Source organism: Sphingomonas tagetis, from assembly GCF_024211275.1.
GTDB lineage: Bacteria > Pseudomonadota > Alphaproteobacteria > Sphingomonadales > Sphingomonadaceae > Sphingomonas > Sphingomonas tagetis.
Map to the genome: position 1 here is coordinate 252,908 of NZ_JAMLDX010000001.1, position 14,424 is coordinate 267,331.

General features: G+C 66.0%; 18 protein-coding genes and 1 tRNA gene. 12 read left to right on the forward strand and 7 right to left on the reverse strand.

The annotated features are described in order from the left end of the window. The first annotated feature begins 6 nt into the window (after window positions 1–6). Genes M9978_RS01255 through M9978_RS01270 form a run of 4 tightly spaced genes read left to right on the forward strand, consistent with a single transcriptional unit; the run spans window position 7 to window position 3,480 of the window. Window positions 7–1,935: a heme lyase CcmF/NrfE family subunit gene (locus tag M9978_RS01255; protein ID WP_254291033.1), complete on the forward strand. Its 1,929-nt coding sequence runs from the start codon at window positions 7–9 to the stop codon at window positions 1,933–1,935. After that, window positions 1,932–2,459 (forward strand): DsbE family thiol:disulfide interchange protein, encoded by a 528-nt coding sequence (locus M9978_RS01260; RefSeq protein ID WP_254291034.1) that lies wholly within the window; start codon window positions 1,932–1,934, stop codon window positions 2,457–2,459. The genes M9978_RS01255 and M9978_RS01260 overlap by 4 nt, the downstream gene beginning before the upstream one ends. Further along, a complete protein-coding gene (locus tag M9978_RS01265) occupies window positions 2,456–2,833 on the forward strand; it encodes a cytochrome c-type biogenesis protein (protein ID WP_254291035.1) in 378 nt (125 codons plus the stop codon). The genes M9978_RS01260 and M9978_RS01265 overlap by 4 nt, the downstream gene beginning before the upstream one ends. Continuing rightward, complete coding sequence (locus tag M9978_RS01270; RefSeq protein ID WP_254291036.1) at window positions 2,830–3,480, forward strand: tetratricopeptide repeat protein; 651 nt, start codon at window positions 2,830–2,832, stop codon at window positions 3,478–3,480. The genes M9978_RS01265 and M9978_RS01270 overlap by 4 nt, the downstream gene beginning before the upstream one ends. On the opposite strand, the gene cmk is transcribed toward M9978_RS01270, so the two are convergent. Both cmk and aroA read right to left on the reverse strand, forming a co-directional pair. After that, complete coding sequence (cmk, locus tag M9978_RS01275; protein WP_254291037.1) at window positions 3,477–4,112, reverse strand: (d)CMP kinase; 636 nt, start codon at window positions 4,110–4,112, stop codon at window positions 3,477–3,479. The two genes, M9978_RS01270 and cmk, sit on opposite strands and share 4 nt — an antisense overlap. Then, window positions 4,109–5,449 (reverse strand): 3-phosphoshikimate 1-carboxyvinyltransferase, encoded by a 1,341-nt coding sequence (gene aroA / locus M9978_RS01280; RefSeq protein ID WP_254291038.1) that lies wholly within the window; start codon window positions 5,447–5,449, stop codon window positions 4,109–4,111. The genes cmk and aroA overlap by 4 nt, the downstream gene beginning before the upstream one ends. A gap of 111 nt (window positions 5,450–5,560) precedes the next feature. Between aroA and M9978_RS01285 the strand changes: the two genes are divergently transcribed. The 3 genes from M9978_RS01285 (at window position 5,561) to M9978_RS01295 (ending at window position 6,349) form a co-directional block, all read left to right on the forward strand. After that, entirely contained in the window at window positions 5,561–5,875 is a 315-nt protein-coding gene (locus M9978_RS01285; protein ID WP_254291039.1) for a TIGR02300 family protein, read from the forward strand. An 85-nt stretch (window positions 5,876–5,960) separates the two neighbouring features. Next, window positions 5,961–6,036 (forward strand) — tRNA-Ala (locus tag M9978_RS01290). 145 nt (window positions 6,037–6,181) lie between these two features. Further along, on the forward strand, window positions 6,182–6,349 hold the full coding sequence (locus tag M9978_RS01295) for a hypothetical protein (protein WP_254291040.1): 168 nt from the start codon (window positions 6,182–6,184) through the stop codon (window positions 6,347–6,349). On the opposite strand, the gene M9978_RS01300 is transcribed toward M9978_RS01295, so the two are convergent. Continuing rightward, window positions 6,346–7,635, reverse strand: a complete 1,290-nt coding sequence (locus tag M9978_RS01300) for an MFS transporter (protein WP_254291041.1) — start codon at window positions 7,633–7,635, stop codon at window positions 6,346–6,348. The genes M9978_RS01295 and M9978_RS01300 overlap by 4 nt on opposite strands. Window positions 7,636–7,789: 154 nt before the next feature. Here M9978_RS01300 and pgsA point away from each other — a divergent pair, with 154 nt between their 5' ends. The 3 genes from pgsA to M9978_RS01315 are packed head-to-tail and all read left to right on the forward strand — an operon-like array spanning window position 7,790 to window position 9,047. Continuing rightward, window positions 7,790–8,344, forward strand: coding sequence for a CDP-diacylglycerol--glycerol-3-phosphate 3-phosphatidyltransferase (gene pgsA / locus M9978_RS01305; protein WP_254291042.1), 555 nt, complete (start codon window positions 7,790–7,792; stop codon window positions 8,342–8,344). After that, complete coding sequence (gene moaD / locus M9978_RS01310; RefSeq protein ID WP_254291043.1) at window positions 8,344–8,595, forward strand: molybdopterin converting factor subunit 1; 252 nt, start codon at window positions 8,344–8,346, stop codon at window positions 8,593–8,595. The genes pgsA and moaD overlap by 1 nt, the downstream gene beginning before the upstream one ends. Further along, entirely contained in the window at window positions 8,592–9,047 is a 456-nt protein-coding gene (locus tag M9978_RS01315) for a molybdenum cofactor biosynthesis protein MoaE (protein WP_254291044.1), read from the forward strand. Before moaD ends, M9978_RS01315 begins: the two co-directional genes overlap by 4 nt. On the opposite strand, the gene M9978_RS01320 is transcribed toward M9978_RS01315, so the two are convergent. The 4 genes from M9978_RS01320 to M9978_RS01335 form a co-directional block, all read right to left on the reverse strand. Next, on the reverse strand, window positions 9,029–9,937 hold the full coding sequence (locus M9978_RS01320; protein ID WP_254291045.1) for a hydrogen peroxide-inducible genes activator: 909 nt from the start codon (window positions 9,935–9,937) through the stop codon (window positions 9,029–9,031). The two genes, M9978_RS01315 and M9978_RS01320, sit on opposite strands and share 19 nt — an antisense overlap. 63 nt (window positions 9,938–10,000) lie before the next feature. Next, window positions 10,001–11,581, reverse strand: a complete 1,581-nt coding sequence (gene ahpF, locus M9978_RS01325) for an alkyl hydroperoxide reductase subunit F (RefSeq protein WP_254291046.1) — start codon at window positions 11,579–11,581, stop codon at window positions 10,001–10,003. Window positions 11,582–11,685: 104 nt separating this feature from the next. Continuing rightward, entirely contained in the window at window positions 11,686–12,249 is a 564-nt protein-coding gene (gene ahpC, locus M9978_RS01330; protein ID WP_254291047.1) for an alkyl hydroperoxide reductase subunit C, read from the reverse strand. 134 nt (window positions 12,250–12,383) lie between these two features. Beyond that, window positions 12,384–13,148 carry a sulfite exporter TauE/SafE family protein gene (locus M9978_RS01335; protein WP_254291048.1) on the reverse strand — a complete coding sequence of 255 codons (765 nt, stop codon included), beginning with the start codon at window positions 13,146–13,148 and terminating at the stop codon, window positions 12,384–12,386. Between the two features lie 160 nt (window positions 13,149–13,308). On the opposite strand from M9978_RS01335, the gene epsC reads away from it, so the two are divergent. Both epsC and M9978_RS01345 read left to right on the forward strand, forming a co-directional pair. Then, window positions 13,309–14,004, forward strand: coding sequence for a serine O-acetyltransferase EpsC (epsC, locus tag M9978_RS01340; RefSeq protein WP_254291049.1), 696 nt, complete (start codon window positions 13,309–13,311; stop codon window positions 14,002–14,004). Continuing rightward, window positions 14,001–14,342, forward strand: a complete 342-nt coding sequence (locus tag M9978_RS01345; RefSeq protein ID WP_254291050.1) for a DUF2794 domain-containing protein — start codon at window positions 14,001–14,003, stop codon at window positions 14,340–14,342. The genes epsC and M9978_RS01345 overlap by 4 nt, the downstream gene beginning before the upstream one ends. Window positions 14,343–14,424: the final 82 nt, after the last annotated feature.

Sequence of the window (14,424 nt, forward strand, 5' to 3'; positions counted from 1 at the left end):
TAGCGCATGATCGCAGAGGCCGGTCTTGCGGCGCTGTGGCTCGCCGCGGCGATGGCTCTGTTGCAGCTTGCCTGTGCGGGGCTGGGGCTGCGATTGAAGCAGGACGAACTGGTCGCAGCGGTGCGGCCGGTGGCGATCGTGCAGGGGGTGCTCGCGGCGCTCTCGTTCGGGCTGCTGATCCTGCTGTTCCTGCAATCCGACATGTCGGTGCTGCTGGTCGCGCAGAACAGCCATTCGGCCAAACCCTGGCTCTACAAGTTCGCGGGCGCATGGGGGAACCATGAAGGCTCGATGCTGCTGTGGGTCACCGTGCTGGCGCTGGCCGGGGCGGCGATCGCGGTGCTCGAGCACAAGCTCGACCGCGCGACGCTGACCGCGACTTTGGGCGCGCAGGCGTTCATCGCGCTTGGCTTTTACGCCTTCCTCGTCATCGCTTCGAGCCCGTTCACGCGGCTCGATCCGCCTGCGCTCGACGGCATGGGGCTGAACCCGCTGTTGCAGGACCCGGGTTTGGCGTTCCATCCGCCGACGCTCTATTTCGGCTATGTCGGGCTTTCGATCGCCTTTTCCTTCGCGGTCGGCGCGATGGTGACGCGCGAGGTCGGGCCGGTGTTCGCGCGGGCGATGCGGCCGTGGATATTGGGCGCGTGGGTGTTTCTGACGCTCGGCATCACTGCGGGCAGCTATTGGGCCTATTATGAGCTCGGCTGGGGCGGCTGGTGGTTCTGGGATCCGGTCGAGAATGCGTCGCTGATGCCGTGGCTGGCGGCAACCGCCTTGCTGCATTCGGTCAATGTGCTGGCAGCGCGCGATGGGCTGCGCGCATGGACACTGATGCTGGCAGTGGTCGCCTTCTCAATGTCGATGCTCGGCACCTTCCTGGTGCGATCGGGCATTCTCACCAGCGTGCATGCCTTCGCCGTCGATCCGACGCGCGGGTCGTTCATTCTTGTGCTGCTGGCGATCTATATCGGCGGCGCGCTGGCGCTGTATGGCGCGCGCGTGGGCCGGGTGAAGGCGGGGCAGGGGTTCGATCTGCTCAGCCGCGAGGGCGGGCTGGTGCTCAACAACCTGCTGCTCAGCGTCATCCTCGGCATTGTGCTGATCGGGACGCTCTATCCGATCGTCGCGCAGGCGATGGGGCAGCAATTGTCGGTCGGCCCCCCCTTCTTCAACAAGACCACCGGGCCGATCGCGCTGCTGCTGGTTGCGGCGATGTCGGCCGGGCCGCTGCTGCGCTGGCGGCGTGACGAGGCGAATGCGTTGTTGCAGCGGGTGACCGTGCCGATAGCCGCGGCGTTGCTGGCGATGGCGGCGATGTTCGCGGCGGCGCCCGGCACCGGCTGGATGGAGATCGCCGGGCTGGGGCTGGCGGCGGGGCTGACGATTGCGAGCTTCGCGCCGCTGTGGAAGCGCAATTTGCTGCGCACGCCTTTGTTCACCTGGGGGATGGTGGTCGCGCATTTCGGCGTGGCGGTGAGCCTCGCCGGCATGGCTGCCGATAGCGCGTTCACCAGCGAGCGGCTGGTCGCCGCGCGCTATGGTCAGCCTTATTATGTCGGGCCGTGGCGCGTGGTGCTGAACGGCGTCGCACCGGTGATGGGCGATAACTGGTCTGCCGTCGAAGGCCGGGTGACCGCGACGCGCGGCGAGGGCAGCACGCCGCTGTTGCTGACGCCGCAGCGCCGCTTCTATTCCTCGCCGCCGACCGACACCGCCGAAGCCTCGATCCGCACGCGTGCCGACGGTCAGCTCTATGCGGTGCTAGGCGCGCAGGATGCCGAGGGGCGCTGGCAGCTGAGGCTGTGGTGGAAGCCGTTCGTGACGCTGATCTGGTTCGGCGGCGCGCTGATCGCGCTGGGCGGGGCGCTGTCGCTGATCGGGCGCGTGTTCCGCGAGCGGCGCAACACCAAGCGGCGGGAGGACGCGGAATGAAGCGCTGGCTGCTGTGGGTACCGCTGCTGGTGTTCGCCGTGCTGATGGTGATTGCCGGGTCGCGCTTGCTGGTGCCGCCGCAAACGGTGGTGAAGTCGGCCCTGGTCGGCAAGCCGCTGCCCGACTTTACGCTGGCGCCGATGGTCGCTGGCAAGCCCGGGGTGACGCGCGCCGACTTCGCCACGGGCAAGCCGCGGCTGCTCAATGTGTTCGCGAGCTGGTGCGTGCCGTGCATCGCCGAGGCGCCGCATCTGATGAGGCTCAGGCAGGCGGGCGTCGAGATTGACGGAATCGCGATCCGCGACACGCCCGAGGCGATCGGTGCGTTCCTCGCGCGCAACGGCGATCCCTATGCGCGGATCGGCAGCGATGGGCAGAGCCAGGTGCAGATCGGGATCGGCTCGTCGGGCGTGCCCGAGACGTTCGTGATCGACGGGCGGGGGCGGATCGCCATGCAGCATATCGGCGACATCCGCGAAGAGGACGTGCCCAGGCTGCTGCAGGCGCTGGAGGATGCGCGATGAGCCTGCTGCTGAGCCTTGTGCTGGCGGCGGGAGCGCCGGCTGATTTCGGCTATGTGCAGATCCCTGACGCGGCGAAGGAAGCGCAGGCGGCCGAGTTGATGGCCGAGCTGCGCTGCCTCGTCTGTCAGGGTCAGTCGATTCATGACAGCGACGTCGACATGGCCGCGGACATGCGCCGCATCGTGCGCCAGAAGATCGCCGCGGGCGAGCAGCCGCAAGCCGTGCGCGCCTGGCTGGTCGAACGCTATGGCAGTTACGTGACCTATGATCCGCCATTCAGCTGGACGACCGCGCCCTTGTGGCTGGCGCCGCTGCTGTTGCTGGGGGCGGGGCTGTGGCTGGCCCGCGGCACCTTGAAGCGGCGGCGCAAATGATGGGGTGGGTCATCCTCGCCGCGATCGGCGCGGCGGTGTTTGCGGCGCTGTGGGCGCTGGGCCTGCCGCGCAGCCTGTGGTCGTTCGCGGGCGCCGCGCTGATGCTGGGCGCAGCGGGCTATGCGCTTCAGGCACGGCCCGAACTGCCCGGAGCGCCGGTCGAGGCAGCGAGGAAGGCGCAGGCCGACGATCCGACGCTGCGCGACCTGCGCAGCGCGATGTTCGGGCGCTTCACCTATCTCGACGGCTATTTCTTCGCGTCCGACGCGCTGATTCGCGGCGGTGATCCCGAGAAGGCGGCGAAGCTGATGCTGGGCGGCGTGCGTTCTTCGCCGAAGGACGCGGCGCTGTGGACCTGGCTAGGCATGACGCTGACCGAGGCGGATGGGCGGACGGTGTCGCCGGCCGCAGGGGTCGCCTTCCGTCGCGCGGTCGCGCTGGCGCCGAAGCATCCGGGGCCGCGCTTCTTCTATGGTCTGGCCTATGTCCGCGCGGGGCAGTTCGCAGCGGCGCGGTCCTATTGGGCTGATGCGCTCAAGCTGTCACCGCCCGGTGCGTCTTATCGGGAAGACATCGCGATGCGGCTGACGCTGCTCGACCGGTTTCTGGAAGCTCAGGCGCGCGAACGCATGCCGCCTGTAAATTAGCCTGTGGCCCTTGCCGCGCGCTGCTTCTCGACGAACTCGATCGCTTTCTGCACGGCGGACTCGATCGAGAGGAAGCTGGTGTCCAGCACCGCCGCATCGGGCGCGGCGAGCAAGGGCGCTTCGCTGCGCTTGGTATCGCGCTCGTCGCGGGCACGGATGTCGGCCAGCACCTTGTTCAGGCTGACCATCACACCGTGCTTTTTGAGCTCGGCATGACGGCGTTGCGCGCGGATCGTGGGGGTCGCCTTGACGAACAATTTGGCGTCGGCGTTGGGCGCGATCACCGTGCCGATGTCGCGCCCGTCGAGAATGGCACCGCCCGGCTGTAGCGCGAATCGCTTCTGGCGTTGGAGCAAAGCCGCGCGGACGAGCGGATGCGCCGACACGACCGAGGCGACCTGCCCGACCTCGTCAGTGCGCAGATATTCGTCGGCGAGGAGCAGGTCGTCAAAGCCGCATGACGCCACGGCGTCCGCCTCGCGCTCGGGTTTCAAATCCTCGCGCAGCACGGTGGCGGCGACGGCGCGGTAGAGCAGGCCGGTGTCGAGGTGGGGCAAGTGATAGTGGCGCGCGAGTGCCCGGGCGATGGTCCCCTTGCCCGATGCGGCGGGTCCGTCGACGGCGATGATCATGCGGGTTCGTTTCGGCCAGTCAGGTGATCGAGGGTCTGGAAGAACCCCGGATAGCTGGTCGCGACCGGGGCGGCGTCGTCGATGCTCACCTCGGCTTTCGCGGCGAGTCCAGCCACGGTCATGCTCATCGCGATACGATGGTCGAGTTTCGAGGCGACCTGAGCGCCGCCGGGAATCGGCTCGCCGCGACTGCCGGTGATCGCGAGGCCATCCTCATACTCTTCGAGCGCCACGCCATTGGCGCCGAGCGCGGCCGCCATCGCGGCGATCCGGTCCGACTCCTTGACGCGAAGCTCCTCGGCACCGCGCGCGACGGTGCGGCCCTGCGCGAAGGCGGCGGCCACGAACAATGCGGGATATTCGTCGATCATGCTCGGCGCGAGATCGGGCGGTACCTCGATCGCAGACAGCGGCGCGTGGCGGACGCGCAGATCGGCGACCGGCTCGCCGCCGACGGTGCGCGAATCGAACTCGGCGATGTCCGCACCCATCATGCGCAGCGCGGTGATGATGCCGGTGCGGGTCGGGTTGAGTCCGACATTGGCGATGGTGACGTCCGAACCGGGCACGATCGATGCGGCCACCAGCCAGAATGCCGCTGAGGAAGGATCGCCGGGCACGGTGATCTGCTGCGGCTTCAATTCCGCCTCGCCGCGGATCGAGATGATGCGGCCCTGCGCCGTTTCCTCGATCGTCAATTCGGCGCCGAATCCGGCGAGCATGCGCTCGCTATGGTCGCGCGTCGGTACCGGCTCGATGACGCGCGTGATGCCGGGTGTGTTGAGCCCGGCGAGCAGCACTGCCGACTTGACCTGCGCCGAGGCGACCGGAAGCACATATTCGATCGGCACCCCCGGGTTGAGCCCGCGCATCGTCAGCGGGAGACGACCGCCGGGACTCGAAGTGAATTCGGCGCCCATCGCCGACAGCGGCTCGATCACGCGGCCCATCGGCCGCTTGGAGAGCGACGCGTCGCCGGTGAAGGTCGCGGTGATGCCATGGCTCGCGACCAGCCCCATCAGCAGCCGCGTCGATGTCCCCGAATTGCCCATCTCCAGCGCGGTCTCGGGCTGAAGCAGCCCGCCGACGCCGACGCCCCAGACATGCCACACGCCGTCGGCGTCGCGCTCGATCCGGGCGCCCATCGCGCGCATCGCGGCGGCGGTGGCGAGCACGTCCTCGCCCTCGAGCAGCCCCTCGATCCGGCTCTCGCCGACCGCGAGGCCCGCGAACATCAGCGAACGGTGGCTGATCGACTTGTCGCCGGGCACGGTCAGGGCCCCGCGTAGTGGACCGCGTGCGGAAATGGCGTAAGGGAAGGGTGTCGAGGCGCTCATCGGCGGCGGCTTTGACAGGGGGCTTGCGCTATGGCAAGGCGCGCGCCACTTCAAACGGGGACAGACGTTCCCGTCACCCTTGAAAATCGAAGAAAAGGCTAGAGCGGCACTATGGTGAAGCCGGAATGGGGCACGAAGCGGACCTGCCCGAAATGCGCAACGCGTTTTTATGATCTCGAGAAAGACGAGCCGGTCACCTGCATCGCCTGCAGCTTCTCGTGGGAGCCGGAGCCGATCCTGAAGTCGAAGCAGCCGCTGCCGTTCGAGGTGGTGAAGGCCGAGGCCGTCAAGAAGGACGACGATACCGATCTGGATGCGGATCTGGATGTCGATGAGGACGCCGAGGGCTCGCCCGACGATGATGTCGATCTGGGCGGCGATGACGACCTGGGCGTCGACACTGGCGACGCCGACGACGAAAGCTAAAAGCCGGGAAAGCTGAAAAAACCGGGGAAACCCGATTGCAAAGCACGCGATGGCTGCTAAAGGCCATCGCCTTCCCGGGACGGATGGGGCCGTAGCTCAGCTGGGAGAGCGTCGCAATGGCATTGCGAAGGTCAGGGGTTCGATCCCCCTCGGCTCCACCAATCCTTCCCGAAGGAACATGAAAAGCCCGGGCGAGACGACGGTCTCGCCCGGGCTTTTCATTTTGACGCGCCGTCCCGAATCCGAACGGCGCTTAACCAAATTTACCAGTGGCCGAATTCGTAAACGAGGCGTTAACTCCTCGCCATGCGACGCGAAGCCACGCTCGACCGCCGGACCGCCGGCCATCCCTTCCGCAGGCGGATGCCGCAGGTGCGCGCGATGGTGCAGAAGCGCGAGGACGACAGCGACCTCAAGCTGTTCGCGACGAGCTTCGTCGCGTTCTTTGTCTGCTTCTATACGTTCCTGCTCTAATCGCAGGCGAGGTGCAGCTTCTGCGCGATCCAGGCTGAGATCAGGCACATCGCCGCGACCAGCAGCAACATGTCGGCCGGACCCACGCCCGCCGCGGTGATGATCATCACCGCTACCGCGCCCAGCGTCATCGCACCGGCATTGACGATATTGTTCGCCGCGACGGTGCGCGCGGTCTGGTCCTTGGTCACGGTGGTGGTCAGGAAGGCATAAAGCGGCACCACGAACATGCCGCCGGTGATCGAGATGCCGATCAGCGTCAGCAGCACCAGCCACGCCTGCGGCATGACGATGAAGTCGGCGACATTGTAGAGGCCGCCATTGGGCGCCGGCACCCACATCCGCGATTCGATCGAGAAGGCGATCACGATCCCCGCCATCAGCAGTACCGACATCGGTGAATATTTAGCCGAGATCCGCCCCTTGAGCATCGAATTAATGATCACCGACCCGATCGCGACGCCGACCGAGAAGATCGCGATCATCAGGCTGGCGACCTTTTCGTCTGCGGTCAGGATGTTCTTTGCCAGCGGCGGGAAGATCACGATCAGCACCGACCCGATCGTCCAGAAAAAGCTGATCGCGCAGATCGCCAGGAACAGCCGCGGGATGTGCATCGTCGCGCCGACCAGCCGCCAGGACGAGGTCACCGGGTTGTAATTGACCTTGAGCATCGGCCCGGCGCGCGGCGCGGAGGGGACGATACGGCCGGTGAACCAGCCGATCGCCGCGACCGCCAGCGTCAGAAAGCCCGCGGTCTCGACCGACACCCAGCCGGCGATCACCGTACCGAGCAGGATCGAGAGATAGGTCGCCGCCTCGACCAGCCCGGTGCCGCCCAGCACTTCGTCGTCTTTCAGATGCTGCGGCAGGATCGCGTATTTGATCGGGCCGAAGAAGGTCGAATGCGTGCCGAGCATGAACACCGCCGCCAGCATCATGCCGATGCCGAGATTGGTATAACCGTGCTTCGCGACCCAGATGCCGGCGACGCCGAACAGCATGATGCCGATCTCGACCGTCTTGACGATGCGGATGATCCGCGCCTTGTCATAGGTGTCGGCAAGCTGTCCGGAGAGCGCCGAGAGTATGAAGAACGGGATGATCGCCAGCGCCGTCGCCAGCGCGTTGAAATAGCTTTCCTGCGTGGCGTCGTTGAACACCGAATAGGTGGCGAACAGCACCAGTGCGGTCTTGAACAGATTGTCGTTGAACGCCCCCAGAAACTGCGTGACGAACAGGGGCAGAAAACGGCGCTCTTTGAGCAATCCGAGCGCGTTGATCATATGTGTGGCGGGCCTTCGTCCGTCGATACTGATCCCGGCATAGCCCTGCCGGACGGGTGGCGGCAACCGCTATCGCCCCCATATGACAGCGAAGTTGCGGGGGCTGTTGCGCAGGGGATGATTGCCGCCGCGCTCGGTGCTAGAGCGGAGCGTGATGCTGACCCTGCCCAACATCCTGACGCTTTCGCGAATCGTCGCGGTGCCGCTGCTGCTGTTCTTCCTGTGGTGGCCCGAATGGGAGGCCGGCTATGCGCTCGGCTTCGCGACCTACTGCCTGATGGGCATCACCGACTATTTCGACGGCTATCTCGCGCGCTCGCGCGGGACGGTGTCGAAGCTGGGCGTGTTTCTCGATCCGATCGCGGACAAGATCATGGTCGCGGCGGTGATCCTGATCCTGTGCGCCAAGGGGATCATTCCGGGCATTCACATGATCGCGGCGCTGGTGATCCTGCTGCGCGAGATCGCCGTGTCGGGATTGCGCGAATTTCTGGGCGGCGCGCAGGTTTCGGTTCCGGTGTCGGCGCTCGCCAAGTGGAAAACCGCGCTGCAGCTGACGTCGCTCGGCGGCCTGGTGCTGGCGGGCGCGGTGCCTGACCAGATCTGGGTGCATACGACCAGCCTCGCGATGCTATGGGGCGCGGCGGTGCTGACGCTGATCACCGGCTGGGATTATCTGCGCGTCGGCCTCAAGCACATGGATAGCTGATGAAGCTGCTGTACTTCGCCTGGGTCCGCGAGCGCATCGGCGCCGGTGAGGAGCAGGTCGATCCGCCCGAGGCGGTTCGCACCGTCGCCGACCTCGCAGAGTGGCTGCGCGGACGCAGCGCGGGGCACGACGAAGCACTGGCCGATCTGACGAAGCTGCGCGCGGCGGTCGATCAGCGTTTCGTGCCGCTCGACACGCCGTTGGGCGCGGCCAAGGAAGTCGCGCTGTTCCCGCCGGTGACCGGCGGATGATCCGCGTTTCGGTCGATCATGCGCCGATCGACATCGGCACCGAGCTCGCCGGGGTCGAGGAGACCGGGGCGGGGGCGGTGGCGAGCTTCACCGGTATCGTGCGCGGCGACGACGGCGTCACCTGCCTCGAACTCGAACATTATCCCGGCATGACCGAATCGGCGCTGTGCGATCTCGCCGAGCAGGCGTTGGCGCGCTGGTCGTTGTTGTCGGCGGTGATCGTGCACCGGGTCGGGCCGATGACGCCGGGCGACCGGGTGGTGTTCATCGCCACCGCGGCGTCGCATCGCCAGGCCGCGCTCGAAGCCTGTGCCTATCTGATCGACCGGCTCAAGACCGATGCGCCCTTCTGGAAGCGCGAGCAGCGTGGCGAAGCGGCGAGCTGGGTCGATGCGCGGCCGGGCGATCATCAGGCTGCCGCGCGCTGGACCGCTCAGTCGGCGCCCGACTGAGCGAGAACCTCGGCGAGCAGGCGGAAATCACGCTCGCGCGGTGACGCCTTGCGCCATACCAATGCAATCCGCCGCGAGGGGTTGTCGGCCTTGAGCGGGCGCGCGGCGACATGCGTATGGTCGAGGATGCCGGCGGCAAGCGCCATTTCGGGCAGCATCGTCACGCCCAGGCCATTATCGACCATCTGCACCATCGTGTGCAGCGAGGTGCCGAGCATCGTCGCCTCTGCACGCAATTCGGGGCGGTTGCAGGCGGCAAGCGCATGGTCCTTGAGGCAGTGGCCGTCTTCCAGCAGCAACAGCCGCGTCTCGTCGATCTCGCTCGACGTCACGGCTTCATGATCCGCAGCATATTCGCCCTCGGGAAACGCTACGAACAGCCGGTCGTCGAACAAGGGCGCGGTTTCGACGTCCCCACAGGCATAGGGGAGGGCGAGCAGCACGCAATCGGTGCGGCCGGTGTTTAGGCTCTCGCACGCCGCGCCGCTCGGTTCTTCGCGCAGGAACAGCTTGAGGTCGGGATAGCCCTGGCGCAGCCGCGGCAGGATGCGAGGGAGCAGGAACGGCGCGATCGTCGGGATGACGCTCATCCGCATCTCGCCCGACAGCGGCCGCCCCGCCGCGCGGGCAAGGTCGGACAGTTCGTCCGCCTCGCGCAGCACGCGGCGCGCCTTGTCGACGATCCGCTCGCCAAGCGGCGTGAAACGGACGACGCGGCGGGTGCGTTCGACCAGCACCACGCCGATCAGCGTCTCCAGCTCGCGCAGCCCGGCGGACAAGGTCGATTGAGTGACGAAGCATGCTTCGGCGGCGCGGCCGAAATGGCCGTGATCCTTGAGCGCCACGAGATACTGGAGCTGCTTGAGCGTCGGTAGATAGGTCTGCGCCATTGATCGCTCCAGCCGATGAGTGGAGCAGATATAAGTGATGTAGCCGATAAATGCCAGCCGACTTCAGGCTGCGGCTTCGATCTGTTCCTCAGCGGGCAGACGGATCAGATAGTCGAATGCCGACAGTGCGGCGGTCGATCCCGCGCCCATTGCGATCACGATCTGCTTGTACGGTACCGTGGTGGCATCACCGGCGGCGAAGATGCCGGGCTGGCTGGTCTCGCCACGCGCGTCGATCTCGATCTCGCCGCGCGGGGTGAGCGCGATCGCGTCCTTGAGCCATTCGGTGTTGGGCACGAGTCCGATCTGGACGAAGATGCCTTCCAGCTCGATGTCATGCTGGCTGCCGTCTTCGCGGTTCTTGTACGCCATGCCGGTCACCTTCTCGCCATTGCCCTTCACTTCAGTGGTCAGCGCCGAGGTGATAATCTTGACGTTGGGGAGGCTGGCGAGTTTGCGCTGGAGCACCGCGTCGGCGCGCAATTCACTGTCGAACTCGATCAGCGTGACGTGGGCGACGATGCCGGCGAGGTCGATCGCCGCCTCGACGCCCGAATTGCCGCCGCCGATAACCGCGACGCGCTTGCCCTTGAACAGCGGACCGTCGCAATGCGGGCAATAGGCGACGCCCTTGTTGCGATACTCGTCCTCGCCCGGCACGCCCATCTGCCGCCAGCGTGCGCCGGTCGAAAGGATGATGGTCTTCGCCTTGAGCCGGGCGCCATTGGCCAGTTCGACCTCGTGCAGTCCGCCTTCGTGCTTCGCCGGGATCAGCTTCTCGGCGCGCTGCAGGTTCATGATGTCGACGTCATTGTCCTTGACGTGGCTTTCGAGCTGCGCGGCGAGCTTGGGGCCTTCGGTGTAGGGGACCGAGATGAAATTCTCGATGCCCATCGTGTCGAGCACCTGCCCGCCGAACCGCTCCGCCACGACGCCGACGCGCAGCCCCTTGCGCGCGGTGTAGATCGCCGAGGCCGCGCCGGCCGGGCCGCCACCGACGATCAGCACGTCATAAGGCTCGCGTGCGCTCAGCTTCTCCGCCGCCTTGGCGTCGGCGCCGCTATCAAGCTTGGCGACGATCTGTTCCAGCTCCATCCGGCCCGAACCGAAAGGCTCGCCGTTGAGGAAGACGGTGGGCACGGCCATCACCTTGCGGCTGTCGACCTCGTCCTTGAACAGCGCGCCGTCGATCGCGACGTGGCTGATCCCGGGGTTGAGCACGGCCATCAGGTTGAGCGCCTGCACCACGTCCGGGCAGTTCTGGCACGACAGCGAGAAATAGGTCTCGAAGTGCAGTTCGCCGTCGAGGCCCTTGACCTGCTCGATCACCTCCTGCGCCGCCTTGGACGGGTGGCCCCCGACTTGCAGCAGCGCGAGCACGAGGCTGGTGAATTCATGCCCCATCGGGATGCCGGCAAAGCGCACGCCGATATCGGTACCGGTGCGGCGGATCATGAAGCTGGGCTTGCGCTTGTCGTCTGCCTGAACGATCGAAATCTTGCCGCTCAGCGCCGCGATCTCTTCCAGCAGACCGCCGAGTTCGCGCGACTTGGCGTCGTCGCCCAGGCTGGCGACGAGCTCGATCGGCTCGCGAATGTTCGCGAGATAGGCTTCGAGCTGCTGCGTCAGATGGGCGTCGAGCATGGCAAATCCTGTATTCTGGAAACAATTAGGCCCGGGGCGACGGGAAGGTTCGCCCCGGGCCGTCTGAAGCGCCCGCAAGAGGGCGAGCGGGCGCTTAGATCGTCTTAGATCTTGCCGACGAGGTCGAGCGAGGGAGCGAGGGTCTCTTCACCCTCTTCCCACTTGGCCGGGCAGACTTCGCCCGGATGGCTGACCCAATATTGCGCGGCCTTGACCTTGCGCAGCAGCTCGGCGGCGTTGCGGCCCACGCCTTCCGGCGTGATCTCGACCAGCTGGATCACGCCATCGGGATCAAGCACGAAAGTGCCGCGGTCGGCGAGGCCGACGCCCTCGCGCAGCACGCCGAACTGGTTCGACAGCGCGTGGTTCTGGTCGCCCAGCATGTAATAGTTGATCTTGCCGATCGCGGGCGAGGTGTCGTGCCACGCCTTGTGGCTGAAATGCGTGTCGGTCGACACCGAATAGACCTCAACGCCCATCTTCTGCAGCGTCGGATAGACGTCGGCGAGATCCTCGAGTTCGGTCGGGCAGACGAAGGTGAAATCGGCCGGGTAAAAGAAGAAGACCGCCCACTTGCCCTTCACATCGGCGTCGGTGACGTCGACGAACTTGCCTTCCTTATATGCGGTGGCCTTGAACGGCTGAAGCGCGGTTCCGATGATCGCCATGCTCTTTCTTCTCCATTTATGGTGCAATGCAGCTTGTGCGATGCCGCATGTAGGGTGCGGCGGCGCAGCATTGAAATGGGAAGTCTCGCTCTTGGTGATCGACCCACTCGCTCAATAGGCGAGTGTTGATCGATTCAGACCAGTGCCTTGTAGACGCTGTAGCTGCTGGTCAGGGTGAGGACGATGCCGACCAGGATTAGCAATGTCTTGGTCGGGACGCGCTTGGCGATCAGCGCGCCGAACGGCGCCGCCAGCACGCCACCGATCAGCAGGCCGACGACCGCTTCGGTAAAGGCGGCAAAGCCAAGATGCAGGATAAAGGTGATCGACACCGACAGCGTCAGGAAGAATTCGACGCTGTTGACCGTGCCGATCGTATAGCGCGGCTGCGTGCCCTGGATCAGCAGGTTGCTGGTGACGACCGGACCCCAGCCACCGCCGCCCGCCGCGTCGAGGAAGCCCCCGGCAAGACCGAGCGGTTCGACGATCCGGGGTTCTTTATGGTGTCGCGTGGGGAAGCTGATGCCGCGCCACAGCAGGTAAAGACCGATGGACGCGAGATAGGCCATCACGAACGGGCGCGTGACCGAGGCGTCGAGCGAGGTCAGCAGGTACGCGCCCGCGACGCCGCCGACCACGCCGGGGATCAGCAGGCGGAAGAACAGCTTCCAGTTCACATTCTTGTGGATTGCGTGGCTGATGCCCGACACGCCGGTGGTGAAGCATTCGGCCAAATGCACGCCGGCCGACGCGGTCGCCGGCGGCACGCCGAGCACGCTCACCAGCAACGTCGAGGAAATGACGCCGAACGCCATGCCCAGCGCGCCGTCGACGATCTGCGCGACGAAGCCGACCGCAAGGAAGGGGAGCAATGCCTGGAAGTCGATACTTTCGAACATCAAAACCCCTTTATCGACACGTCAGGCACCCGGTTTCTGGCGCGCCGCCGCAATTCCTACAAGATACATCGTGTTTAGCCGGGACAAGCGTGAAACGTGCCGCGCTGGAAAATGGCAGCGTACATGCCTAAATAGCGCCGCAGACAAAAGGGGCCTGTTTATGTCCGGTGGTCTGGGAGCCTATCTCGACTCGATTCGCGCGCGTGATCCGGCGCCGCGCAGCCGTGCGGAAATCCTGCTTTATCCGGGCGTGTGGGCGGTGTTCTGGCACCGCGTCGCTCACCGGCTGTTCCGCAGCCGGCTGTTTTTCCTTGCGCGCGTAGTGAACCATCTGTCGCGCTGGCTGACCGCGATCGACATCCATCCCGGGGCCAAGATCGGCCGCAACTTCTTCATCGATCATGGCTTCGTGGTGATCGGCGAGACTGCCGAGATCGGCGACGACGTGACCATCTATCAGTGCGTCACGCTGGGCGGCACCAGCCCCGACAATGGCGTGGCCGGCAAGCGCCACCCGACGATCGCCGACGGCGTGGTCATCGGGTCGGGCGCGCAGGTGCTTGGCCCGATCACGGTCAGCCCCAATGCGAAGATCGGCGCCAATGCGGTCGTGACCAAGGACGTGCCCGAGGGCGCGGTGATGGTCGGCATTCCCGCCAAGCAGACGCTGGTCGAGGCCGACAAATGGCAGCGCGACTTCGTCCCCTATGGCACGCCGTGCAGTGAGATGTTCGATCCGGCGACGCAGAAGCTGGACCTCATGCGCTGTGAGATCGAGGCGATGCGCAAGCGGCTCGACGCGCTGATGGCCGAGCGCGACGCACTCGAAAATGCGGAGCGTCGCGACCGCGCGTGACCGCGACCGTCACCCCGTTCCCGTTGCGCGGGTCGAGCCAGGTCGGGTTCGACCGCGCCGAGCTGACGCGTATCCTCGACCTGTACGGGCGCATGGTCGCCGCGGGTCACTGGAAGGACTATGCGATCCAGCTCGGCCGCGACGCCGCGGTATTCGCGGCCTTCCGCCGCGCGGCGGAACGGCCCGAATTTCGGGTCGAGAAGCGACCTTCGCTCCGCAACCGCCAGGGCATGTGGGCGCTGGTCAACGAAGCCGGCGCCGTACTCAAGCGCGGGCACGAACTGGGTCCCGTGCTCGCGCCGGTCGAACGGCGGCTCATGAAACTGGTCGAGGACTGAGTTCGGTTGAGCCTTGCGGCGCTGTCGGCACCGGCCCGCTCCCCCGCCCGGCCACCCACAGCGTATCCTGAATGGGTGGCCG